Origin of the sequence: Luteitalea sp. TBR-22, assembly GCF_016865485.1 — a bacterium.
Lineage (GTDB): Bacteria > Acidobacteriota > Vicinamibacteria > Vicinamibacterales > Vicinamibacteraceae > Luteitalea.
On the sequence record NZ_AP024452.1, the window covers coordinates 3776833 to 3798847 of the forward strand.

Here is a 22015-nt window from a genome sequence, read left to right on the forward strand (position 1 = left end):
CTCAGGGCTCAGGGCTCAGGGCTCAGGGCTCAGGGCTCAGGGCTCAGTAAGCATGCTGCCATCAGGCGTTCGGCGTTCGGCGTCAAGCCATGACTGATGTCCTCCTCGACGGCTCGCCTCTCACCCCCGCGCAGGTGGAGGCGGTCGCCCACGGGCGGGCGGCGGTGACGCTGGCGCCGGCGGCGCGGACACGCCTGGTGGCCTCGCGCGTCGCGCTCGAGCGCCTGCTCGACGATGGCGAGGCGCACTATGGGGTGAACACGGGCTTCGGATCGCTGGCGCGGACGCGCATCGCCACCGATCGGCTGCGGGATCTGCAGCGCAACCTCGTCAGATCGCATGCCGCCGGCACCGGCGACCGCCTGCCGACGCCGACCGTGCGCGCCACCATGCTGCTGCTCGCCGCCTCGCTGGCGCGCGGCGCCTCGGGTGTGCGCCCCGAGCTCGTCGAGCAACTCCTCGGCTGCCTCGCCCATCGCATCACGCCCATCGTGCCGTCGATCGGCAGCGTCGGGGCCTCCGGCGATCTCGCACCGCTGGCGGCAATCGCGCGTGTCGTGATCGGCGAGGGCGAGGTCGAGGGCGGGCCGGCCGCCGAAGCGCTCGCTCGCGCCGGACTGGCGCCACTGGTGCTCGAGGCCAAGGAAGGCCTGGCGCTGATCAACGGCACGCACCTGATGGCGGCGGAAGCCGCACTGCTGCTCGAGGAGTGGGACGCGCTGTGGCCCGCGGCCGTCGGCGCATGCGCCATGGCCATCGACGCGGTGCGGGCCACCGACGCCTTCCTCGACCGGCGCGTGCATGCCCTGCGCGGCCAACCCGGGCAGGAGGCCGTTGCTGCCCACCTCCGCGACTGGCTGCGCGGTACCGAGATCGTCGAGAGCCACCGCCTCGACGACAGTCGCGTGCAGGACCCGTACTCCTACCGCTGCGCGCCCGTCGTCCTGGGCGCCGCGCTCGATGCGATCGCGTACGTCAGGGCAGCGGTCGAGCGGGAGCTCGGCGCCGTCACCGACAACCCGCTGCTCGTCGGTCTCGACGCCGACGGCGGGGCGCCTTCGCTGGTGTCGGCCGGCAACTTCCACGGCATGCCCATCGCGCTCCCCCTCGACGTGCTGACGATGGCGCTCACCCACGTGGCGGGCATCGCGCAGCAGCGCGTGTTCTTCCTGCTGTCGGCGCGGGATCCGGAGAGCGGGCTGCCGCCCTACCTGAGCCCCGCGCCGGGCCTGAACTCGGGGCTGATGGTGGCGCAGTACACCGCGGCGGCGTGCTGCAACGAACTGGCCGGGCTGAGCATGCCGGCCTCGGTGATCAACGTGCCGACGTCGGCAGGCATCGAGGACTACAACTCGTTCGGGCCACGGGCGGCGGCCAAGGCCCGCCGGGCGATGCAGCTGACGCGGACCGTGGTGGCAATCGAGCTGCTCTGCGCCGCGCAGGGCATCGAGGGTCACCGGCCGCTGCGCTCCGGTGACCGGGTGGAAGCCGCCCTCGCCAGGATCCGGGCGGTGGTGCCACCGCTCGTGGCCGATCGGCCACTCACCGCCGACATCGAGGCCATCGTCGGCCTGATCGAGGACGGCGCCTTCGCGGCACACCGGTAGGGCGGCGTGTCCCCACCAGGACCGCCGTCGGGCGACTGGCGGTCATCGGTCGACGGCCCGGTGAGGCGCCGCGCCCTGCCCCTGAAGCGCCCATTCCAGGACGCGCGTGGACGGGTCGAACGCGGTGACGGCCCCGAGCCCCAATGCCTCGATGGCCGCGTCCACCAGGGCCGCGTCCGGCAGCGTGCCGGCGGCGGCGCCGATGCTCGCACGGCCGGCCTCGCGCAACGCCTCGAGCGGCACGAGCCCGATCAACTCCGACCCGATCACCCGTGCGCCGACGACCGCCGCCTGTTCGGCGACGGCGCGGTAGGCCACGTGCAGCGGCGTGACGCGGAAGTCGAGGACGTTGAGCGAAACCTGGGCGTGCCCGTAGGCGGGCATGCCCCAACCCACGGCTCGCACCGCGCGCAACCGGCCAGGCTGACGCACCGGCCTGCCGTCGGCGTCGAGGGTCACCCGGCCCGATTCGCGTACCTGCGCGGCGATCGCCCGGGCCACCGACACGTCCGCCGTGTCGAGCGACAGGTTCCAGGCGATGAGGAACGGCCGCGCACCGATGATGGCCGCCCCGAGCCGCGGGTGCGGGCGGGCCGGGCCGAAGTCGGGCACGAAGGCCGGATCGGCGAGCTTGCCCGACAGCCCCTCGTACTCGCCGCGGCGCAGCAGGGGCAGCGCCCGTCGCGACGGGTCGAAGGCGGCGGCCTCGTACATGAACACGGGGACGTCGAGGTCGTGGGCCAGCGTCGCGCCGACGCGACGGGCGAGTGCGGCGCAGCGCGCCAGCGATACGCCGCGCACCGGCACGAAGGGACAGACGTCGAGCGCGCCGACGCGCGGGTGGGCGCCGTGCTGCCGGCGCATGTCGACGTGCGCCGCCACGGCGTGACCGAGCGCGATGGCCCCGTCGGCGACGGCCTCGGGCGGGCCGGCAAAGGTGAACACCGTCCGGTGTGCGTCGTGGCCCGGGTCGACGTGCAGCAGGCGCACGGAGGGGACGGTCCGGATCGATGCGGCAAGGGCCGCGATCACGGCTCGATCGCGGCCCTCGGAGACGTTCGGCACGCACTCGACGATCGGATCGTCAGGCACGGCCCTTCTTCAGCTCGTCGCGGATCTCGCGCAGCAGCAGCACGTCCTCGCTGGTCGGCGGCTCGGCGGTGGCGCCGACCAGTTGGGCACGTACGCGGTTGACGAACTTGACCAGCAGGAAGACCGCGAACGCGATCAGGAAGAAGTTCAGGACGAGGTTGATGAACTGGCCGTAGTTGAGCGTCACCGCGCCGGCGGCCTTGGCCTCGGCCAGCGTCGCCGCCGGGGCGGTCAGCTTGCCCGGGCTCAGCGTGACGAACAGGTTGGCGAAGTCCACCTTGCCGACGATGAGGCCGAGCACCGGCATGACGAGGTCGTCGACCACCGACTTGGTGATCGCGCCGAACGCGCCGCCGATGATCACGCCGACCGCGAGGTCGACGACGTTGCCGCGGGCGATGAATTCCTTGAATTCCTTGAGCATCGGAGTGCCGTCCCGTCAGAACTTGTACACGAAGGCGGTGATGAACGCGATGTCGTTCTTCTCGACGAGCAGGCCCGTGGGCCGGGTCTTGTAGATGTCCTGGAACTCCAGCTTCAACTGCGTGCGCGTGGTGATCGACGCGGCGATGCCGGCGCTGAAGGTGTAGAGCGCGTCGTTGAAGTCGTTCATCTTCCACAGCGCCGTGAAGCCCTGGGTGAACGAAGCGCCCGACGAGATCTTGTGCGAGAACTTCTCGCCGAAGGTGACCGCGCCGTCGGTCTCGAGCTCCAGGCCGGTGTTCTTCTCGAACACCATGCCGACGCTGCCGTCGACGTCGAGCGCCGTGCGGTCGCTCTTGATGACGCGATAGCCGAGGCCGGCCGTCGGGGCGACGAGGTAGTCGATGTCCTTGAAGCGGTCGCGGACGAAGGAGACCTGCCCGAACACGTAGGCGCGGTCCGAGACCATGTGCTCGACGCGCCCGTTCACCAGTCCGCGGTCGACGTTCTCGGTGCCGTCCTCGGTGGCGAGGATGTAGAGGCCGTCGGCCTTGAAGATCGTCCTGGTCTTCGGGTCGCGCTTGACGTCGAACGACAGGTTGAAGTTCGACGTGTCCTTGTTGCCCTGCGTCAACGCCAGACCGGCGCCGATCGACCCTGTCCAGACCGGGGGCGGCGGCGGGGGCGGCTCCTGGCAGGGACAGGGTGCCTGGGCAGGCGCCGGGGCCGGCGCCTGGGCCAGCACCGGCGGCACCGACAGGCCAATCACCATCGCCGCGCCGAGCACCACCCGGCGCACCTCCACGCACAACTCGTTGGACACGCTGCGTTCCGTCCTTTCGCGGGCGGTGCCCGCGGTGCATCGCCGGCCGGCAAGCGCGTGTCCCGGGCCCGACGGCCCCTGGTGGGACTAGCGGCTCTCGTCGGCCAGCTTGTCGTACTGCCTGGCCAGCGCCTGCGCCTCGGCCCGGCGGACCTTCGCCTCCTCCAGGCCGACGCCCTCGTACGTGCGGCTGGTCGCGATGTTGGACGCGTTCTGGTACGCCGCCCGGACCGCCCCGCGCAGCGCATCGGCCACGTCGGCGACCATCTCGTCGGTGACCTTGATCGAGGCAGGCACGCGGGTCAGGGCCCGGCGGGCTCGCTCGTTGATGTCCATGCCGATTTGCGCGTTCATGTCGGGACGTCCTCGCTCGGAAAGTGTGGGCCCGCCGTGCACGTGCCCGGCCGAGCCAGCCTCCCATTGTACGCAACGCCCGAACGACGCGCTCCACGAACTCTAGCAACGCCACCACACGGGCCGACACTGGACTTTGGTGGATCAGCCGGTGCTACGATGACCGCGCCGCCCTGCCGGGATCGCTGATGCCCAGGCGACTTGCCTCCGTCCTGACCCTGGCCCTGTCGGCTGCGCCACTGGTCGCAGCCGCGCAAGCCCCGTCGACCTTCACCGTCGCCGTCGTCCGCGACGACGGCATCGTGCTGCCGGTGGCCACCCACGACCGCGGCCGCTGGCGCACCCCGTGGCCGGGACCCGCCAAGGAAGCGGAAGTGCCCGTGCGTCTCGAGGACTGCCCGCTCGCCTGGTGGGGCCTGCCGTCCGCCCCCACCGCATGGACGCTGTTCGTGCCCGGCGAGACCCCGCGGACGTTCCGGATGGACCGCATCACGTGGGTGCCCTGGTACTGCCAACAGCAGGTCGTGTTGCACAGCCGCGCCGCGGCACGCCCCCTGCTGCGCCTGCCCGACGGCTTCCGCACCCCGAAGCACGCCGTCGCCGTCACCGGCGGGGATGCCTCCATCGAACTCCCGCGCGAGGTGGCCCCGGGCAGCCCCGAAGCGGCGACCCTGCTCGACGCGCTGCAGCGGCCCTTCAACCAGCAGGAACGGCTCATGCTCGCCGGCGACTTCTTCGGCAGGTACACGCCCTCGGTGAGCGCCGAGGCGCGCGACGGCATGCCGGTGACGGCGCTGTCGATCCACGAAGGCCCCGGTCGTCACGGCGACCGCATCTACTTCGTCGAGATGGAGCGACGATATCCGCGCCGCGGGCCGAGCAACCTGCAATGGTGCGACGAAGTCAGCTACATGGCCGGCTGGGCGCGTCGCGGGTCGGATGGCGCGCTGGACCTGACGCTGGTCGAGCGCACGGTCACCTCGTGCCTGCTCGACAGCGTGGTGCGCGCCGTGCCGCACGTCATCGTCCACACGTCGCGCGGGCCGACCTGGCTCCTCGAGTTGTACCGACCGACCTTTGCCAACTTCGGCCTCTTCCTCGCCCCCGAGGGCGACGCCCCGGAGTTGCTGCTCCTCCGCCCCGCCGGGCGTTGCGAACCCGGTCAGGGCATTCCCGACCGCGTCCGGTCGAGCGCGTGGCGACAGCCGGAGTGAACGTCGCGCGTCAGGAGGGCTGCTCCTGCCGCTCGGCCTCGCGGGAGGAGTCGGGGGCCTGCTCCTCCCGGGGCCCGGACGCCCAGCGGGCCTGCCCACTCGGAAGACGACCATACAGGTCCGCGAGATCCCGCAAGGCTTCCAGGTGCGCCGGAGTGAGTGCGCCGGGCGCCATCCGCCACCGCCAGTTGCCCGACGGCCGCCCCGGGACGTTCATGCGACTCTCGCTGCCGAGCCCCAGCACGTCCTGCACCGGGACGATGGCCGTGCTGGCCACCGAGGCCTGCACGGCGCGGATCGCCGCCCAGTGCAGGCCTTCGTCTCCCGCGTTCAGGTAGGCCTCGGCGTAGCCGCGCTCACGCCGTGCGTCCTCCACCGAGCGGGTGCTGTCGCCGGCGCCGCCCCGCGCCCAGCCGAGCATGGTGTCGTTGTCGTGGGTGCCCGTGTAGGCCACCCGGTCGGGTGTGTAGTTGTGCGGCAGGAAGTCGGGCGCCTGCGGATCGGTGCCGAAGGCGAACTGCAGGATGGCCATGCCGGGCAAGCCGAAGCCGGTGCGCAGGGCCTCGACGTCGGGCGTGATGAAGCCGAGGTTCTCGGCCACGATCGGCAGCGGGCCGAGCGCGGCCGCGAGCGCATCGAACAGGGCCGGACCGGGACCGCGACGCCACGTGCCGTGCATCGCCGTCGGCGCCGCCCCATCGACCTCCCAATACGCGACGAAGCCGCGGAAGTGGTCGAGCCGCACGCGGTCGACAAGCCCGAGGGTCGAGCGCACGCGGGCCACCCACCACGCGAAGCCTTCGTCGGCCATGCGATCCCAGCGGTAGAGCGGGTTGCCCCACAACTGCCCCGTCGCGCTGAAGTAGTCGGGTGGCACGCCGGCGACGACCCGCGGCATGCCGTCGGGGCGCAGGTCGAACAGGTCGGGTCGCGCCCACACGTCGGCGCTGTCGTGGGCGACGAAGATCGGCATGTCGCCCATGATCGCGATGCCGCGCGCCGTCGCGGCCGCGCGCAACGCCTGCCACTGCGAGCAGAACTGCCACTGTGCGAAGGCGTGCGCCTCGATGACGCCGGCATGCACCTGCCGGGCGGCGGCCAGCGCCCGTGGCTCGCGGTCGCGCAGCGGAGCCGGCCACGTCGTCCACGACCGAAGGCCGTGCGCGTCCTTGAGTGCCATGAAGGTCGCGAAGTCGTCGAGCCACCAGGCTTCGGCGTCGCGGAAGGCTTCGAAGTCGGCGCGCTGTGCTGGCGTGGCCTGCCGGCGGAAACCCGAGCAGGCGGCGTCGAGCATCGCCCGGCGGGGAGCGATCAGGCGATCGAAGTCGGCGACCTCGGTGGGAAGCGCGGCGAGCGGCGCCAGGTCGTCGGCCGTGAGCCAGCCCTCGGCGAACAGGCGCTCCGGACTGACCAGCAGCGGGTTGCCGGCCATCGCCGAGAAGCACTGGTACGGCGAGTCGCCGTAGCCGGTCGGACCGAGCGGCAGGACCTGCCACACCTGTTGTCCGGCGGTGACCAATGCGTCGAGGAACGCATGCGCGGCGGGCCCGAGATCGCCGATACCGTAGCGCGAGGGCAACGAGGTCGGATGCAGCAGCAGGCCGCTGACGCGTGACGAGGCCATGGAGCAGTATGGCGCACGGGAATGGACGAGACGGGCGCGGGGCTGGCGACCGGGCTGGTCATTGGCGGACCACGCCTCGCGGCAGACGAGACTGCCGACCTCATGCCCTGCCGGGGACCGGCCGATGACATGGGTGCCGGTGGAGGGCCGTCGCCCTCCCGGCTACCTGCCATGGTCATCGGTCCCATCGTGCTCATCCTGGCGGCGGTCCCGATGATCGCGGGCAAGGTCTCTCCCGACGGGCCGCTCGGCCCCGGCAGCAAACAGCTCGACCGCCCGGAGCAGGACTGGTACGACAGCACACGCGTGGCGGGCAGCGCCTTCCTCACGGGCGGGCTCGTGTGGCTCGCCGCGGCGATGCTGCTGCCCGGGCATTTCGACACGCTGCGACAGGAACACGAGACGATTGCCTTCATCGGCGCGACGGCAGTCGCCGTCGCCACGGTCGTCTCGACGATGTACGTGGAAGGAGGGTCGGACACATGGTGACCAGGCCATCGCGCATGCCCTCGTTCATCACCGACGAGGACGAACGCCTGCTCCTGCTGCTGCAGGCCGACCCGCAGGCGCGACAGTTGCTCAACTGCTTCGCGGGGTTGAACCAGGAGGACCGTCGCGAAGTGTCTCGCGTGGCGCGCGCCTGTCGCGACGCCCATCCGGCGCTCGTCACGGTGCCCGCGCTCCAGGGCGCTCCGCTTCGCCTCGTCCGCTGACGGGGCGTCGGTCCGGACGGCACGCGCCGAAGCGATCGCGCGCCGACGCGGGTGCCAGGAGCGACGTCAGGCCACGCGGCGCTGCGCCACCGGCCTCACCACGACGGGTGCCGTGGGCAACGACGATCGCCGCCGTCGCAAGCCGACCAGCAGCACGCCCATGGCGGTGAGCAGGCTCACCGTGGCCGTGCTCTCGCGCCCCGTCACCCACACGCCCAGCAGGGCAAGCGGCGCGCCGAGCACGAGGCCGCCCGCGTAGGCGATGAGGACATCCCGGATCCAGGACACGAGCAGGCGAGGTTCGAGGTTCATGGTCCGCGTGGCGCGAGGGGGACGCGCGCCGCAGGAGCTGGCCCTGCGAGGATGCCGCACTTTCGATGTTAAGAGTGCAAAAAGTGCGTGACACCGACACGGCGCGGGGCCAGCGCCGGCGACGACGCCGACTGATGCGTACGTAATCACTCACGGTACAGCTGGAAGCGCAGGCACGCTCGCGACCTCGTCGATGGCCAGGCAGACGACGTCGAAGGTGAAGTCACCATCTACTGACGCGAACGTCACGGTGATCACGGTCCCCGGCGCTGCCGCGTGTCCTGGCAGGACATCGGGCAAGCCCAGCCGCGCGTCGTCGCCTTCCCCGCGCAACGCCTCGAGCACTCGACCGCCGAGCATGTTGGCCAGTTCCTCGAGCGCCGACCGCGCGTCATCGTCGCTGGCCTCCTCGGCCTGCAACAGGCGTGTGGCCAGCAGGCGCGCGACGGGCAGCGTGGCACGAATGCCGACGCGCAGGTCGAGGTCGGCGCCGGCCACCACGATCGGGACCGCCACGCCGATCCGGTCCATGGCAGGGGGCTCGGACGCTTCCTGCGCCAGCACCTCGAGTCCCAGCATCATCCCCAGCACCTGTTCCGTGGAGGTGATGAGGCGCGGGCGCAACCACGGACGCGACCGCAGCCAGCGCACGGTCGGGGGCTCGTCGGCCGTCAGTCGGGTGAACTGCTGGAGGAAGGCGTCGGGGATGAAGGTCCGCATCATCAGGCCGTCGGCGGCCAGGGGCGCGGCGTCGCGCCCGGCGCGGATGGCGATGACCGGCGTTCCGGCGATCTCGGGGATGGCCCGCAGCTTCTCGAGGAAGGCAGCCGCGGGGATGGCGCCGAGGCCCTCGCCGAGCAGCACGAGTGCCGGACGGAGTTCCAGGCAGAGGCGCAGTCCCTGCGCGCCACTCATCGCCGAGGACACCAGGTGCGAGTGCGCGAGCACGCCGTGCGCGAAGTGACGGAAGTCCCGGTCACCGTCCACCACGAGGATGCGGCTGCCCGGAGTGATGCCGGCACACTGCCGCGGCGCGAGTGCTGGACGCCCGAGTCCGCCAACGAAGCGCTGCAGCCGCAGGGCGACGTCGGTCGGCCGCAGGGGCTTGGTGAGGTAGGTGCCGATGCCCAGGTCGATGGCCTCGCGCACGCGCAGTTCCTCGCGCACCGTGGACATGACCATGATCGGCAACTCCCGCAGTCGCTGGTCGGCGCGTATGGCGCGCAGCGCCTCGAGGCCGTCCATCACCGGCATGAGCAGGTCGAGGACCATGAAGTCGTACGCGTGGCGCGACAGCAGGTCGAGGGCCTCGAGGCCGTTGGCGGCCGGGGTCGCGACGCAATCGAAATCGCGCGCCAGGATGCGACCGAGGAGCAGGCAGACGGTCGGCTCGTCGTCGACCAGCAGCGCCCGCATCAGGCGCGCACCGACAGGAACGAGGGCAGGGCCGACGTGCGGCGAGTGTAGCGAAATGGCACACTCTGGTAGTCGGCCACCGACGTACCAACTTTAGTTATCCCGCCGCCGGTGGCCTGGCCCGCCAGATTCGGGGGCCAGCGCCGCCCCGATCAGGCCTTCGTTGCGCGCAGCCTGGGCTACGCTTGTGCGCGACACATGGCAGATGAGCACACGCAGGGCGCGGGGCCGGACCGGTGGACGAGGGTGCTGCTGGGCGTGATCGCCGCGGGCATCTGGGCGCTGGTGATCCTGCAGGCCCTGACGACGCGGAAGATCGACGCCATCGCGGCCGAGGTGGCCGCCATCGGCGCCGACACCGAGGCGATCCACGAAGACATCGACCCCAGCGCCGAGGAAGGCGCTGCGGACGACCATGCCACGACCTGGCGACGATAGGTCCGCGTCGCCCCGCCTGGGGCCCCGCTGACCGAATCTGCCGCTGCGCGCTTACACGCGCGTGCCAGGAACCGGGGGCAGGGCGCGCTCGGCCGTGCACACCAGCCAGTCGAGGAGCCGCGACAGCAGCTGCGCCTTCATGCCCTGGTGCGCTGGATCGTCGAAGACGTTCTGCAGTTCGTGCGGGTCCGCGCGCGTACCACCGCGACCTGAAGGCCAGCTTGAACCGACGGCTGAAGGGTCTACAAGGAGGCGAGACGCGGCATGGAGCCACCTGTTGCTGGACCGATTTCGGGATCTTTAGTCGCCATCAGCACTGACTCATCCGGCGTGTGGAACCTGGGCTCTGTGCTCGAATTGCAGAGTTCATTCCGTTTCTTGCCATTTTGCAGGATGCCACCACGTCGGCACTGCAATTGCACAGCTTCGCGTGTGTTCTCGGCTCGGTCGACCGCGGGAGTCCACGATGGTGCTGTCCGGCCACGGCCTGCTTCTCCGCAGCCCTGGCTTCCACCCCTCGCCGTTCGCGCGGGGAATCCGCAACGAAGGGCAAGACATGAGATTGAAGTTTCTGAGTTTGTTGGCAGTGGCGCTGTTTGCGGGTCCGATGGCGGCGCACGCGGCTCCGATCGTCTATTCCGTCAATGACAGCATTGGAGGGGTGTCCATTTCCGGAACCCTTACCACCGACGGCACGATTGGGGCTGTGACTTCAGCCAACTTCACTGACTTCTCCTTGACCGTGACGAACGGCGTCACCCCCACTCTTTTCACGCCCACGAACGCGTTCATCGATTCCCTGAACACCATTGGGGTCGTCGCCACTGCAACAGAGTTGTCGTTGTCGACTGGGAATGCGCAGTTCCAAGTCCTCACCCCCCCGCCCGGCCCTGGAGGCTTCTACGTATGGTTGCTCAGGACTGGCTCTGACCAGATCCAGAACCCGATCGGAGGCTATAGCGCCTTTGAACGAAGAACGACCAGCACGTTCGCCCGCGTCGCTTCCGTCCCCGAACCCGGCTCTCTGACCCTGCTCGGTCTTGCTTTCGCCGCGCTCGGTGGTCGGCGCTCACGGAGGACCGCGTAGTTCTGGACGGGTGTCGGCCCGCGGGCGTGGGGTGGGGAGTACTGGCGCGGTGCTGCCCTGGCCGTCACGCTCGGTTTCGGCCGCAGCAAGCGAGTTCGGACCGAAACCGCGGTGACGACCCGCGACGTGGTGTAGCGGAATAGTGCCAGCGCTACGGGTAGCGCTGGCGGCTGTGCTGTCGCCAGCGCGTGCTCCATTAGCTCCGTAACTGGATGATTCCAATGGTGCCGGGAGCGGGGACCGAGCGCGACGGCGAGGCCCGCGGCCGGAGCCGTGCGCCTGAGGCCCAGGCCCGGTACGAGCGCGAACGAAGTGAGTGTGGTGCCGGGAGCGGGAATCGAACCCGCACGATCCTTACGGATCAAGGGATTTTAAGTCCGAATCAGCGGATCACGCGAATGGCCGGAATACCCAATGATCGCGGGTTTTCCGGCCATTTCTGCGTGTGCGTCAACTTACGAGGAATACGAGGAACGCGCTCGAGAACGGGCGCAGTGGGACAGTCGGTGGGACAGTGGGACAGTCACGCCGACCTCGCCCTGCCCTTGCTCCGACGGTAGACCTGCCGGATCAGACTGGCCGCCCGGCCGCGCTCCTCGGGCGATGCGCTCGGGCCGACTAGCTTCAGTTCGACGGCGATGCGCTCCGCATACGCGTGCTCCCCTGCCCTGCGCAGTTCCTCGACCCGCCGGTAGATCCACGCCTGTTGCTTCGCGCTGAACGTACCTGGCCGGCCCGGTGAGGGGCGCCGGGTGCGCCTCCGCGGCTGTGGCACGTCCCAAGCGTCCAGGCCGTGGAACAGGTGCGAGATCGAGCGCTGCAAACGCGCCGTGGCGCCAGCTGCTCGGACGGGGATGGCGCGTAGCAGTGCCGCGGTGATGCCACCAGTCGGGACGCCTACCGCCTGCGCGGCCCCGTTCCACGACCCATTCCACTCGCCTGGTAAGCGCTCCTCCCCGTCCTGCTCGACGGCCGGGAACACGCGGATCTCGGAGATCACCACCTCTGGCGTCGCCGTGTCCGTCGCCTGACTGAGGCCGACGCGGTAGGCCACACGCCAGTCGCCGATCACCTGTTCCAGCCAGTGCTCCACGACCTCGATGCGCGGCAGGCGCCGTGCCCTCTCCTTCTCTGGTTCACGAGGAGCACCGTCGTGGAACGCCCGATCACCGCGGTACTCCTCGCGCCCTGGCACATCCCGAAACACCCGTACTTGGTGATGTCGCAATCCTCGCGTGACAGCCATTGCACATAGTTTGTCACGTTCTATTTCTCGTGACATACCGGCGTGTTTCTATGGCTCTCGTACCTGTCGTGCGGCTCGTAATCACCGGGCCGGTATGACGGCTCCGCCTGCCAAATCTCACGATGGAAACCGCCATGAACGAGCACACCCAACAGCCTCCGAGGCGTCAGGCTGACCGCAGGCCCAAGGCCGCCCGGCCCGGCCAGCGCTTGCTGACGTTCGCGCAGGCGTCCACCGAGTACGGCCCGCCGGCCAACAGCCTCCGCGATCTCGTGCTCCGCGGGAAGTTGCCGGCCGTGCAACTGGGTAGCCGCTATTGGCTGCGCCGCGACGACCTCGACCGCCTCATCGAGCGGTCGGTCGTCTGACGCCCTCGCCACCGACGAAAAAACGGCGGCCCGCTCGGGAAAGCGGAGACCGCCGTCAGTGCCAAGCCCGTGAAGGGGGCCTCATGGCAACTTCAGAACGTTACCACGCTCTAACTGATGCTGTATGGGACGAGATCATCGAGGGCGACCTCGTCGCCGAACTCGATAGCCTCGCGCGTCGCGAGCGTGCTCTCCATGCCGAACTCGCCGACCTGCAGGAACGTCGCGAGGACATCCAGGCCCGACTCGACGCCAAGCGTCGCGAGGTCCGCTCGTGAGCGCTCGCCTGATCGTCGGCGCCCGCATCGCGCTCCTCGGCGCGCCCGTCGAGGTCGAACTCGACGTGATGCGGCTGTGTACGTCCGCCAACCCGGAGTTCGACCGGCGCGAACGCCTCGGCCTGTACACCGGCGGTACCGACGCCAGGATCACGACGTGGACGCACGTTCCCGGCGGCCTGTCGGTCCCGCGCGGCGTGGGCCGGCGCCTGGTCGACGTGCTGCGCCGGCACCGCGTGCCCTACACCGTCGAGGACCGGACCGTCTGCCCGCCGCTCAGCGTCGCGTGTGCGCCGGGCCGGCTGCGTGGCTATCAGGATCAGGCCTTGGAGGCTCTGCTCGCGGCGCCGACGGGTGTGTGTGAGATGCCCACCGGCAGCGGCAAGACCAACCTCTTGTTGTCCGCAGTTGCCCGACTGAGGACGCCGAGCCTGATCGTCGTGCACACCCGCGAGTTGGTGACGCAGACGCGCGAACGGTGCCGCGCCTGGCTCGGCGTCGAGGCCGGCGCACTGGCGAGCGGGAGGAACGACATTCGCGAGATCACCGTGGCGTCCGTCCAGACATTGGCCCGCCGCCCCTTGCACGAGCTTGCGCCACTGTTCGGGTTCGTCGCCGTCGACGAGGCGCACCACGCGCCCGCCCGGCAGTGGGCGCATGTGATCGACCAGTTCCCGGCCCGGTACAAGTACGGGTTCACCGCGACGCCGTTTCGCAAGGACGGGTTGGACTTCGTGATCCACGACTACCTCGGCCCGGTCACGGCACGCGTGACGCCGGCCGAGGTGCGCGAGGCCGGCGCCACCGTCGCGCCGCGCTTCGACGTGGTGACGTCCGGCTTCTGGTACCCGCTGGAGAGTTCGAGCGACTGGTCGAACATGATCTCCGCGCTCGTCGCCGACGAGGATCGCAACGACCTGATCGAGCGTGAAGTCCGGCAGCGTCTCGGCGCAGGCGTCCAGGCCGTGGTGCTCAGTGACCGGATCGATCACGTCCGCGAACTCGGCGCCCGCCTGGCCGACCTTGCGCCCGTCGTCCTGCACGGCGAACAGTCCGCCGCGGACCGGGCCGCCGGCATGGCCGCGGTTCGCAATGGCGCCCGCGTGACGATTGCGACGACGGGCGTGCTCGGTGAGGGCGTCGACGCGCCCGGCTGGTCCGTGTTGGTCATGGCGACGCCGTTTGCCGGCGGCCCGCGCACGTTGCAGGCCGTCGGCCGTGTCGTACGCCCGGCGCCGGGCAAGTCCGAGGCCGTTGTTGTCGACATCCTCGACGCGCAGGTGCCCGCGCTGGTCGCCGCGTACCGCTCACGCACCCGCCTGTACCGGGAGGCGGCATGAACGCACCCGCCGGCCCTGTCCGTCCCGATGCGCAGCCGACCCTCGACGGCGTGTGCTCAAAGGCACGTGCCCTGCGGGCCGCCGGGTTCGTCCCGGTGCCCGTCAAGAACGACGCCAGCAAGCGGCCGGCGCTGGAGGTCTGGACGCCCTTCAAGACGCAGCCGCCGACCGACAAGGAACTGCGCGCGTGGTTCGTGGACAAGCACCCGCACGGCGTCGGCGTGCTCTGCGGGCCGGCCAGTCCTGGCCTGCGGGCCTTCGACTTCGATGGTCCGGAGATCTTCGACCGGTACGTGGACGCCGCGCTGGACGCCGGCCTGGCCGACGTGGTCAGCCGCGTCTGCAACGGCTACCTCGATGCCACACCGGGCGGAGGGCGCCGCGTGCTGTTCCGCGTGCCGGCGGACGTGCCGTTCAAGGACGACGTGTTCGCCGCGCGAGTCGGCACGGGCAAGGGCCTGACGCTCATCGAGCAGCCCACACACGCCGTGCTGGCGCCGTCGTTCGGTGGCGTCCATGAGACCGGCCAGCCGTACGTCAGTCTGTGCGGAGGCGTCGAGTCCCTCGCCACGATCACCGCCGACGAGTACGACGCCCTGTGCTGCTTGGCGCGCCAGTTCGACGAGCGGCCCGCCCGCGAGGCCGGTCCCCGCCCCATCCGTGGCGCCACGACCGACCAGTCGAAGGACCGGCCCGGCGACGACTACAACGCCCGCGGGTCATGGGCTGAGTTGCTGGAGCGGCACGGCTGGCGCCACTTCCGCACCCGCGGCGACGTGCAGGAGTGGACCCGTCCCGGCAAGGTGCGGTTCTGCTCGGCCACGATCAACGCGACCGGCACCAACCGGCTACACGTCTTCAGCGCCAGCGCGGCGCCGTTCCAAGCCGGCGAGAGCTACAGCCTGTTCGGCGCGTACGCGCACCTTGAACATGCCGGCGACTTCCACGCGGCGACGCTCGCCCTGGCAGCGCAGGGCTACGGCACGCCGGCCACGAAGGTCTCGCGCACGAAGGCCGCCAAGGCGACCGCCAACGTCGACGAGACGTATGCATGGGTGCGCGATGCCAAGGGCCTGATCGTGCCCAACAACTTGGAGAACATCCGCCAAGGCCTCGCGCGACTCGGCGTGGTCCTCACGTTCGACCAGTTCCAGCGGCAGGCCTGCCTGCATGGTGTCCCGCTCGAAGACGCCGACGTAGATCGCCTCTGGGTGCGGCTCGACGACGCCTTCGGGTTCAGGCCGTCCAAGGACACGTTGCGGACCGTGTTGGTCACCGAGGCCGACGCGTCGCCCATCCATCCCGTGCGGCAGTACCTGGACGCCCTCGCATGGGACGGGACGCCGCGGTTGGACCGGTGGCTGGTGACGTATGCCGGCGCCGCCGACACACCGTACGTGCGGGCCGTCGGGGCCTTGCCGTTGATCGCCGCAGTCCGTCGTGTCCGTCAGCCCGGCTCGAAGTTCGATGAACTGCTGATCCTAGAGGCGACGCAGGGCACCGGCAAGTCGTCCGGCCTGCGTGCGCTGTGCCCGCGCGAGGACTGGTTCAGTGACGACTTGCCGCTCGGCGTCGACAGCAAACTGGTGATCGAACGCACCACCGGCCGGTGGCTGATCGAGGCCGCCGAACTGCACGGCCACCGAGGCCGTGAAACGGAGGCGTTGAAGGCCTTCCTCAGTCGCCAGGTGGACGGGCCGGTGCGCCTCGCCTATGGCCGCCTGCCGACGACCGTCCCGCGGCAGTTCATCCTCGTCGGGACGACCAACGCCAGGACGGCCTACTTGAAGGATCCGACCGGCGCCCGCAGGTTCTGGCCCGTCACCGTCGGCACGTTCGACCTCGACGCCCTCGCGCGGGATCGCGATCAGTTGTGGGCCGAGGCCGCCGCCCGCGAGGCCGCCGGGGCATCCATCCGCCTGGACGCCACGCTGTGGGACGCCGCGACCGCCGAGCAGGAAGGCCGACGCGCAGCTGACCCTTGGGAAGAAGTCCTCGCGCCCTTGCTCGAAGGCGACGGCATCACCCGGCCGGACCGGGTCGCCGTGAGCGCGATCTGGGACGCATTGAAGATGGAGGCCAGTCACCGCGATAACCGCGCGGCCGACCGGGTCGCCGCCATCGTCCAGCGACACGGGTTCACCGCGAAGGGCAAGGCCCGCGTGGACGGGCAGTGGGTGCGCTGCTGGGTCCGGACAGGAGCGGCCGATGCGGAGTAATCCCATTCCAAGCATTCCAACCGCCGTGCCAAGCGGATCGATGGATTTGCTCAATGTTCCAACCATTCCAAGCATTCCAAGCATTCCTATAAGGGAACGGTACGAAAGCACGGGCAGGACAGGGACAGCAGGGACTACACGCTATAGCCCTATAGGGAATGCCCGGAATGCTTGCCACGCTTGGAATGGTGACAATTCCGGCCTGTTTTCGCGAAGTGCTCGGAATGGATGGTTGGAATGCTTGGAATGCGCCTATCGAGGCCCACGCCCTGGCGCCATCCCGCCCGGCACATCGGCGACCCGTGCGTGTACCAGCCCGACATGCACGTCGAGTCGTTGGCTTCCCCATGACTCGTCGACGCCGGCCGACCCGACGACCGGGCAGGCGCACGGGATAAAGAATCCCTGTACCAGCGTCTGCCCCGCATTTTCCGCCCAAATTCCGCACATTCTGACGGGACTGTCCCACGGCTGTCCCATGACCGCCCTGCCGATCCGGCGCCGCGGCCGGGCCTCGCACTTGGCCGCCGTGCCCGTTCTGCTGAACCGCTATCGGCGCCGAGGCCCTGCAACGGCCCGACAGGCGCAGCCCTTCCCCGACTGAACTGAGGAGACTTCCCCCGTGACCGACGTGAGCACCCATCCCGACTACTCCCTGTTCCGCACGCGCTGGCAGCAACTGGCCGACGTGGCCGACGGGTCCGGCGGGTTCCTGTCCGGCGACTACCTGATCCCGCATCCGCGCGAGTGGAAGGATCACGACGCCGAGACGCCGCGCATCCCGACGCCCAAGCTGCTCGAACGGAAGCGACTCGCGCGGTACGACTTCCTGGCGACCCTGATCGTCGAGACGAAGCTGGCCGCGCTGTTCCGGCAGGGGCCGGTCCGTCGGTGCCGCGTCGAGGGGCACCCGTACCTGGCATGGGTGCGCGACGTGACCGGGGCCGGCCAGCCCATGACCGAGTACCTGCGCGAGGCGTACCGGTCCGCGCTCATCTTCGGGCACGTCTTCAGCGTGATCGACAGGGCGGCCGACGACGGCCCGACCGGTGCGGACCGGGCGCCGCTTCGGTTGCACACGTTCGACCCGTTGAGCGTTACGGACTGGTTGACCGACGAGACCGGCGCCTTGTCCGGCGTCCAGTTGGAGGAGGCCGTCCCGCGCGCCGAGTTCGGCCAGTCCGCACAGAGCACGCTGCGCCTGGTGACGCAGGTCCGCCCCACCGGTGCGCGCCGGTTCGTGTCCGGCGATGTCCTCGAACCGGCCTCGCTGGTGGAGGTCGATCACGGGTTCGGTGCGCTGCCTGTCGTCCCGATCTACGCGCATCGTCGGGCCGGCCACGCCGTGATCGGCCAGTCCGCGTTGTACGACCCGATGCTCTACATCGACCTGTACAACCTGACCAGCGAGGTCCGGGAACTGCTGCGCAAGCAGACGTTCTCCATCCTCAACGTCCCGTTGGGCACGTCGTCGGAGGGCGGCCCGTCCACGACGCTGGAACAGGCGCAGGCTCTGCTCGGCCAGTCGGCCGGCACCACGTCGGTCCTGTTCAGCACGCAGCCCGCCGCGTACATCAGCGCGGACGTCAAGAACGTCACGGCGTACATGGACGTGATCGCGCAGTTGATCCGGCACATCTGCCGGCTGACCGCCACGCCATACGACCAGGACAGTCGCGAGGCGGAATCGGCCGAGGCGCGCCGGCTGAAGCGGGCTGACTTCGAGACCGTGCTCGGCGGGTACGCCGACGAACTGCAGCGCGCGGAACTGACCCTGGCGCAACTCTGGTTCCGCGGGACGTACGGCCCGGAGCGCTGGCAGGCCGAATGGGACCGCGCCGGCTTGGAGATCGTGTGGCCGGCGTCGTTCGAGATGGACGACTTCTCGGTCGTGCTTGCGCAGTCACAGGCCGCGCTGGCCTTGCCGCTCGGCGAGTCCCGCACGTTCCGGCGTGAGCACAGCGCCCGCCTCGTCGAGAAGCTCCTGCCCGGCCTGAGTGAGGACCAGCGCGAGGCCATCACGGCCGAGGTGGACGCGATCCCGACCGCGGAGGAGATGCGCCTGGCGAACCGGCAGGCCCTGGCCGACCGGCTGACGCGCGCGACCAATGCGCCATCTGCCCGTGAGATCGCCTGACACATCCACACCGGGCCGGACCGATGCGACGACGCCGGCCGGCCCGCCCCTGCTGACTGGAGACGACATGCTGACCGCTGACATCTTCCGGACGCCCGAGACGGCGCCCATCCCGCCGACGTACGCGCCCGACGTGATCGACCACCTGGCCGGGTTCGGGCCGACCCTGCCGGCCGATGCTGACCTGCCGCACGCCGAGGCGTTCTCCAACGTGGTGAGTCTGACCGCCGCCGCGCTGGCCGACCTGGCCGCGGTCCCGCCCGAGACCATCGAGCACGAAGTCGGGCGACGGGTCACGCAGCACCTGCAGGACTTCCGCGGGGCCGCGTCCGTCAAGCTGGACGACATGCGCACCAAGGCCCGCGTCGCGCTGTCGCGGGAGGTCGCCGAACGACGCGCGGCACGCATGGCGGAAGTCAAGACGCAGGTCGTCGCCGCGCTGCACGAAGGCACGCGCGCCCTCGACGCCGCGTACACCCGACGGCGCCAGGTGCCGATTCCACCGCCCGCGCCGGGTGCCGACCCGACGACGCAGCAACTGCTCGACACGCAGCAGCGGATCCTCGCCGCGTTGGACGTGCCCGCCGATGCGGCGCCCGAGGTGCTGCTGCGGCACCTGACGACGAACCCGAATGCGCACGCGCGGCAGCGGGCGCAGGACCTGCTCGGCGACCGTCTGGCCGCGCTGCGGGCCGATGCCGGCGTCGCCAAGGCGCAAGGCCGCCCGGAGGACGCCAAGCGCCTGCAGGCCCTCGCGCAGGCCTTCCACGACGCCGTCGAGGGCCGCATCCCGCCGCACGTCCGCGAGGCCGAACGCGCGACGGCAGACGCGTGGCAGGCCTACACCCAACAGGCCCGCCGGCTGCTGCGGCAGATCACGGTGGCCGAGCGGGCCGGCGTCCCGATGGACCAGCCCATCATCCCGCCCGCCCTGGCCGAACAGATCACGACGACGCTGCGGGACGTGCGGACCGCCGCGCGCGAGGCCTGGCGACCGGTACTCGCCGACGTGCGGCAGGCCCGTCTGCTGGCGGCGCCGTCACAGGGGCGCGGCTGACCATGCGCGACACGCCCACCGGCCCCGCGCGCCCGTTCGACCCGAGCATCGGCAAGCGCACGCAGTTCCAGAAGGGCAACACGGCCTCGCTGAAGACCGGCGCGTATGCCGGCTTGTTGCGCGCACGGGATCGCCAGCGCGAGGCCCTGCTCATGAAGGCCGGCGTGACGCAGGCCCTGGCCGACGCGTGCGTCGACATGGAGGCGGAACTGCAACGCCGGCAAGGGTTCGAGGTCACGCTGGCGCAGCGCGGCCTCGTCCGCCGGTTCTGTGAACTCGACGGCCTGGTGGCGTGCATGTTCGACAAGCTGATGGACGGCGCCGGCCCGTTGACCGCCACCGGCAAGACGAAGCGGTGCCTCGACAGTTACATCCGGCTCACCGAGCGGCAGACGCGCATTGCGCAGGCCCTCGGCCTGCCGAAGGCCGGACGGGACGCGCTCCCCCGCCGGCCGGTCCTGCCGTCGCTGGCCGACTATCGGGCGCCCGATCCGGAGGACGCATGACGCCACGAGAGTTCATTGATCGGTTCGTGCGCCTGCCCGACCCGACGCAGCGTGGCCGACTGGCGCGCATGAAGCTGTACCCGGCGCAGGCCGCCATGTTCGACGCGGTCGATCAGCGCGACGAGACCGGGCAACGCCAGTTCCGCGAGATCGTGATCAGTCTGCCGAAGAAGGCCGGCAAGTCCTCAAGCTGCGCGGTGCTGCTGCTGTGGGGCCTGATCGCCGACGATCTCAATCCGCACGACCGCGAGGTAATCCTCGTTGCCAACGACCTCGCGCAGGCCCGCGACGTGACGTTCCAGACCTGCAAGCGCATCGTCGAGCGTGATCCGTTGCTGTCGCAAATGTGCCAGGTGCTGCGGTCCGAGATCGTGTATCGCGAGGAGGTCCGCGAGGAGCGTACCGGCGGTTTGTTCCAGATCGAGCATGTCCTGCGCGCGGTGCCCCGCGATATCAAGGGCCTGCACGGCACCAACCACACACTGGTGTGCTTCGATGAGGCGTGGGGAATCGAGGGCGCGTCGGCTGAAATTCTGGAAAGTCTGGCCGTCAGTCCGGCCCGCAACTCGCCGTTGACCGTGTACGCGTCCTATGCGGGCCTGCTCTCACAGCAGCGCGAGGGCGTGCCCTGGTACGACCTCATGCAGCGCGTCGCCAAGGGCGACGATCCGCACCTGTATGCGTTGCACCTGTCGGGACCGGACGCCTGGCGCGAGGTGCCGTGGATCACCGAGAAGTACGTCGAGTCGCAGCGGCGCATGTTGCGCCCGTCGCAGTTCCGCCGGCTGATTCAGAACCTGCCGGCCATTGCGGAGGATCCGTTCCTTGCCCCAGACGAGATCCTCGACGCCATCAAAGCGCACACCACCGACGGCGCGCCGGATCCGCGGCAGACGTACTATGCCGGCCTCGACCTCGGCGTGAGTCGCGATTGGGCGGCCTTCGTGATCGGCCATGTGGACGCGCAGACCCGGTTTGTGGTGGACGTGGTCCGGCAGTGGGTGCCGACACCGTCGCAGCGTGTGAGCCTCCATGCCGTCGAGCAGGACGTGATCGCGCTGGCGAAGACGTACCGGCTCAAGGTGCTGCGCGCCGACTCCTGGCAGTCGCTGCACATGGTCGAACGGTTCCAGCGCGCCGACATCCCGTGCGAACTGGTGACGTTCGGCCCGCACCAACTCGATGCCGCGGCCACGCAACTCAAGGCCCTGTTCGCCGACCGGTTGATCACGATCCCGCCGGCGGCCACCGACCTGCGCGTCCAGTTGGAAAGCCTACAGGCCGAGGACATCCGCACGCGCGGGTCGCGCACGTTGGTCCGGTTCCAATCCGGCAAGGGCCGCGGCGCCGCGCAGCATGACGACCTCGCCGTCGCGCTCCAACTGGCCGCCGGCGGCGCGCACGGGCAGATCGGCGTGCCCGTCATGCCGTCGATGACCGTGTGCCAGGAAGCGGCCCGGCCAAGAGGCAACCCGCACGCGCTGCGCGAATGCTTCCTGTTCGGGGGCCGTGGCGAACTGATGGGCGACGGGTGCTATACCTGCCCGGCCCGTGTCGCCAGCGAGGCGCAGTTCCAGGCGTGGCGCCGTCGGCAACTCGACGCCGCCGCGACCGACGAGGACCGGCGCGACATCGAGCGGACCGACCTGCGCACGTTCACCGCGCGCTACATGAAACCGAGCACGTTCGTGGCTGCGAGACGGATGGAGCGGTGCGTGCAGCGACTCGAAGGGTACGGCTGACCGGGCGGCAGACTGTGGC

The 22015-nt window shown here is 70.2% G+C and carries 22 protein-coding genes; 14 read left to right on the plus strand and 8 right to left on the minus strand.

Features of this window, described 5'->3' with window-relative positions:
* Positions 1-89 precede the first annotated feature (89 nt).
* On the plus strand, positions 90-1607 hold the full coding sequence (gene hutH / locus TBR22_RS15795) for a histidine ammonia-lyase (protein ID WP_239488810.1): 1518 nt from the start codon (positions 90-92) through the stop codon (positions 1605-1607).
* 42 nt (positions 1608-1649) lie between these two features.
* Here the strand turns inward: hutH and ftcD are convergent, their stop codons facing one another.
* From ftcD to TBR22_RS15815, 4 genes are all read right to left on the minus strand, one after another.
* Complete coding sequence (gene ftcD, locus TBR22_RS15800) at positions 1650-2699, minus strand: glutamate formimidoyltransferase (RefSeq protein ID WP_239488811.1); 1050 nt, start codon at positions 2697-2699, stop codon at positions 1650-1652.
* A complete protein-coding gene (gene mscL, locus TBR22_RS15805; RefSeq protein ID WP_239488812.1) occupies positions 2692-3123 on the minus strand; it encodes a large conductance mechanosensitive channel protein MscL in 432 nt (143 codons plus the stop codon). Before mscL ends, ftcD begins: the two co-directional genes overlap by 8 nt.
* Before the next feature lie 15 nt (positions 3124-3138).
* Positions 3139-3945, minus strand: coding sequence for a YdiY family protein (locus TBR22_RS15810; RefSeq protein WP_239488813.1), 807 nt, complete (start codon positions 3943-3945; stop codon positions 3139-3141).
* Positions 3946-4032: 87 nt separating this feature from the next.
* Entirely contained in the window at positions 4033-4299 is a 267-nt protein-coding gene (locus TBR22_RS15815) for a hypothetical protein (RefSeq protein WP_239488814.1), read from the minus strand.
* A 188-nt stretch (positions 4300-4487) separates the two neighbouring features.
* Here TBR22_RS15815 and TBR22_RS15820 point away from each other — a divergent pair, with 188 nt between their 5' ends.
* Complete coding sequence (locus TBR22_RS15820; protein WP_239488815.1) at positions 4488-5513, plus strand: hypothetical protein; 1026 nt, start codon at positions 4488-4490, stop codon at positions 5511-5513.
* A gap of 10 nt (positions 5514-5523) precedes the next feature.
* Here the strand turns inward: TBR22_RS15820 and malQ are convergent, their stop codons facing one another.
* Positions 5524-7137 carry a 4-alpha-glucanotransferase gene (gene malQ, locus TBR22_RS15825; protein ID WP_239488816.1) on the minus strand — a complete coding sequence of 538 codons (1614 nt, stop codon included), beginning with the start codon at positions 7135-7137 and terminating at the stop codon, positions 5524-5526.
* A 171-nt stretch (positions 7138-7308) separates the two neighbouring features.
* Between malQ and TBR22_RS15830 the strand changes: the two genes are divergently transcribed.
* Positions 7309-7626 (plus strand): hypothetical protein, encoded by a 318-nt coding sequence (locus TBR22_RS15830; protein ID WP_239488817.1) that lies wholly within the window; start codon positions 7309-7311, stop codon positions 7624-7626.
* Positions 7620-7850 carry a hypothetical protein gene (locus tag TBR22_RS15835; protein WP_239488818.1) on the plus strand — a complete coding sequence of 77 codons (231 nt, stop codon included), beginning with the start codon at positions 7620-7622 and terminating at the stop codon, positions 7848-7850. The genes TBR22_RS15830 and TBR22_RS15835 overlap by 7 nt, the downstream gene beginning before the upstream one ends.
* A gap of 66 nt (positions 7851-7916) precedes the next feature.
* Here TBR22_RS15835 and TBR22_RS15840 read toward each other — a convergent pair whose 3' ends face one another.
* Positions 7917-8162, minus strand: coding sequence for a hypothetical protein (locus TBR22_RS15840; RefSeq protein WP_239488819.1), 246 nt, complete (start codon positions 8160-8162; stop codon positions 7917-7919).
* Positions 8163-8312: 150 nt separating this feature from the next.
* Positions 8313-9578, minus strand: coding sequence for a response regulator (locus tag TBR22_RS15845; RefSeq protein WP_239488820.1), 1266 nt, complete (start codon positions 9576-9578; stop codon positions 8313-8315).
* A 198-nt stretch (positions 9579-9776) separates the two neighbouring features.
* On the opposite strand from TBR22_RS15845, the gene TBR22_RS15850 reads away from it, so the two are divergent.
* Both TBR22_RS15850 and TBR22_RS15855 read left to right on the plus strand, forming a co-directional pair.
* A complete protein-coding gene (locus TBR22_RS15850; RefSeq protein WP_239488821.1) occupies positions 9777-10016 on the plus strand; it encodes a hypothetical protein in 240 nt (79 codons plus the stop codon).
* Positions 10017-10482: 466 nt separating this feature from the next.
* Complete coding sequence (locus tag TBR22_RS15855; RefSeq protein WP_239488822.1) at positions 10483-11103, plus strand: PEP-CTERM sorting domain-containing protein; 621 nt, start codon at positions 10483-10485, stop codon at positions 11101-11103.
* A 523-nt stretch (positions 11104-11626) separates the two neighbouring features.
* On the opposite strand, the gene TBR22_RS15860 is transcribed toward TBR22_RS15855, so the two are convergent.
* Entirely contained in the window at positions 11627-12196 is a 570-nt protein-coding gene (locus tag TBR22_RS15860; protein ID WP_239488823.1) for a hypothetical protein, read from the minus strand.
* A 287-nt stretch (positions 12197-12483) separates the two neighbouring features.
* On the opposite strand from TBR22_RS15860, the gene TBR22_RS15865 reads away from it, so the two are divergent.
* The 8 genes from TBR22_RS15865 to TBR22_RS15900 all read left to right on the plus strand — a co-directional run bounded on the left by TBR22_RS15865 (position 12484) and on the right by TBR22_RS15900 (position 21996).
* The gene (locus TBR22_RS15865) at positions 12484-12717 is read left to right on the plus strand and encodes a helix-turn-helix domain-containing protein (RefSeq protein WP_239488824.1); all 234 of its coding nucleotides are present in this window, start codon (positions 12484-12486) and stop codon (positions 12715-12717) included.
* Between the two features lie 83 nt (positions 12718-12800).
* Positions 12801-12995 carry a hypothetical protein gene (locus TBR22_RS15870; protein ID WP_239488825.1) on the plus strand — a complete coding sequence of 65 codons (195 nt, stop codon included), beginning with the start codon at positions 12801-12803 and terminating at the stop codon, positions 12993-12995.
* Positions 12992-14335 (plus strand): DEAD/DEAH box helicase, encoded by a 1344-nt coding sequence (locus TBR22_RS15875; RefSeq protein WP_239488826.1) that lies wholly within the window; start codon positions 12992-12994, stop codon positions 14333-14335. Before TBR22_RS15870 ends, TBR22_RS15875 begins: the two co-directional genes overlap by 4 nt.
* Positions 14332-16554, plus strand: a complete 2223-nt coding sequence (locus tag TBR22_RS15880; protein ID WP_239488827.1) for a VapE domain-containing protein — start codon at positions 14332-14334, stop codon at positions 16552-16554. The genes TBR22_RS15875 and TBR22_RS15880 overlap by 4 nt, the downstream gene beginning before the upstream one ends.
* Before the next feature lie 622 nt (positions 16555-17176).
* Complete coding sequence (locus TBR22_RS15885; protein ID WP_239488828.1) at positions 17177-18691, plus strand: hypothetical protein; 1515 nt, start codon at positions 17177-17179, stop codon at positions 18689-18691.
* 67 nt (positions 18692-18758) lie between these two features.
* Positions 18759-19748 (plus strand): hypothetical protein, encoded by a 990-nt coding sequence (locus TBR22_RS15890; RefSeq protein WP_239488829.1) that lies wholly within the window; start codon positions 18759-18761, stop codon positions 19746-19748.
* A 2-nt stretch (positions 19749-19750) separates the two neighbouring features.
* Positions 19751-20254: a hypothetical protein gene (locus TBR22_RS15895; protein ID WP_239488830.1), complete on the plus strand. Its 504-nt coding sequence runs from the start codon at positions 19751-19753 to the stop codon at positions 20252-20254.
* Positions 20251-21996 carry a terminase large subunit domain-containing protein gene (locus TBR22_RS15900; RefSeq protein WP_239488831.1) on the plus strand — a complete coding sequence of 582 codons (1746 nt, stop codon included), beginning with the start codon at positions 20251-20253 and terminating at the stop codon, positions 21994-21996. The genes TBR22_RS15895 and TBR22_RS15900 overlap by 4 nt, the downstream gene beginning before the upstream one ends.
* Positions 21997-22015 lie beyond the last annotated feature (19 nt).

Excerpts from the sequence above, each read along its gene's own strand:
- hutH (WP_239488810.1), top strand. The coding sequence starts at position 90 with ATGACTGATGTCCTCCTCGACGGCTCGCCTCTCACCCCCGCGCAGGTG.
- mscL (WP_239488812.1), bottom strand. The coding sequence starts at position 3,123 with ATGCTCAAGGAATTCAAGGAATTCATCGCCCGCGGCAACGTCGTCGAC.
- TBR22_RS15815 (WP_239488814.1), bottom strand. The coding sequence starts at position 4,299 with ATGAACGCGCAAATCGGCATGGACATCAACGAGCGAGCCCGCCGGGCC.
- TBR22_RS15820 (WP_239488815.1), top strand. The coding sequence starts at position 4,488 with ATGCCCAGGCGACTTGCCTCCGTCCTGACCCTGGCCCTGTCGGCTGCG.
- malQ (WP_239488816.1), bottom strand. The coding sequence starts at position 7,137 with ATGGCCTCGTCACGCGTCAGCGGCCTGCTGCTGCATCCGACCTCGTTG.
- TBR22_RS15830 (WP_239488817.1), top strand. The coding sequence starts at position 7,309 with ATGGTCATCGGTCCCATCGTGCTCATCCTGGCGGCGGTCCCGATGATC.
- TBR22_RS15835 (WP_239488818.1), top strand. The coding sequence starts at position 7,620 with ATGGTGACCAGGCCATCGCGCATGCCCTCGTTCATCACCGACGAGGAC.
- TBR22_RS15840 (WP_239488819.1), bottom strand. The coding sequence starts at position 8,162 with ATGAACCTCGAACCTCGCCTGCTCGTGTCCTGGATCCGGGATGTCCTC.
- TBR22_RS15845 (WP_239488820.1), bottom strand. The coding sequence starts at position 9,578 with ATGCGGGCGCTGCTGGTCGACGACGAGCCGACCGTCTGCCTGCTCCTC.
- TBR22_RS15850 (WP_239488821.1), top strand. The coding sequence starts at position 9,777 with ATGGCAGATGAGCACACGCAGGGCGCGGGGCCGGACCGGTGGACGAGG.
- TBR22_RS15855 (WP_239488822.1), top strand. The coding sequence starts at position 10,483 with ATGGTGCTGTCCGGCCACGGCCTGCTTCTCCGCAGCCCTGGCTTCCAC.
- TBR22_RS15865 (WP_239488824.1), top strand. The coding sequence starts at position 12,484 with ATGAACGAGCACACCCAACAGCCTCCGAGGCGTCAGGCTGACCGCAGG.
- TBR22_RS15870 (WP_239488825.1), top strand. The coding sequence starts at position 12,801 with ATGGCAACTTCAGAACGTTACCACGCTCTAACTGATGCTGTATGGGAC.
- TBR22_RS15880 (WP_239488827.1), top strand. The coding sequence starts at position 14,332 with ATGAACGCACCCGCCGGCCCTGTCCGTCCCGATGCGCAGCCGACCCTC.
- TBR22_RS15890 (WP_239488829.1), top strand. The coding sequence starts at position 18,759 with ATGCTGACCGCTGACATCTTCCGGACGCCCGAGACGGCGCCCATCCCG.
- TBR22_RS15895 (WP_239488830.1), top strand. The coding sequence starts at position 19,751 with ATGCGCGACACGCCCACCGGCCCCGCGCGCCCGTTCGACCCGAGCATC.
- TBR22_RS15900 (WP_239488831.1), top strand. The coding sequence starts at position 20,251 with ATGACGCCACGAGAGTTCATTGATCGGTTCGTGCGCCTGCCCGACCCG.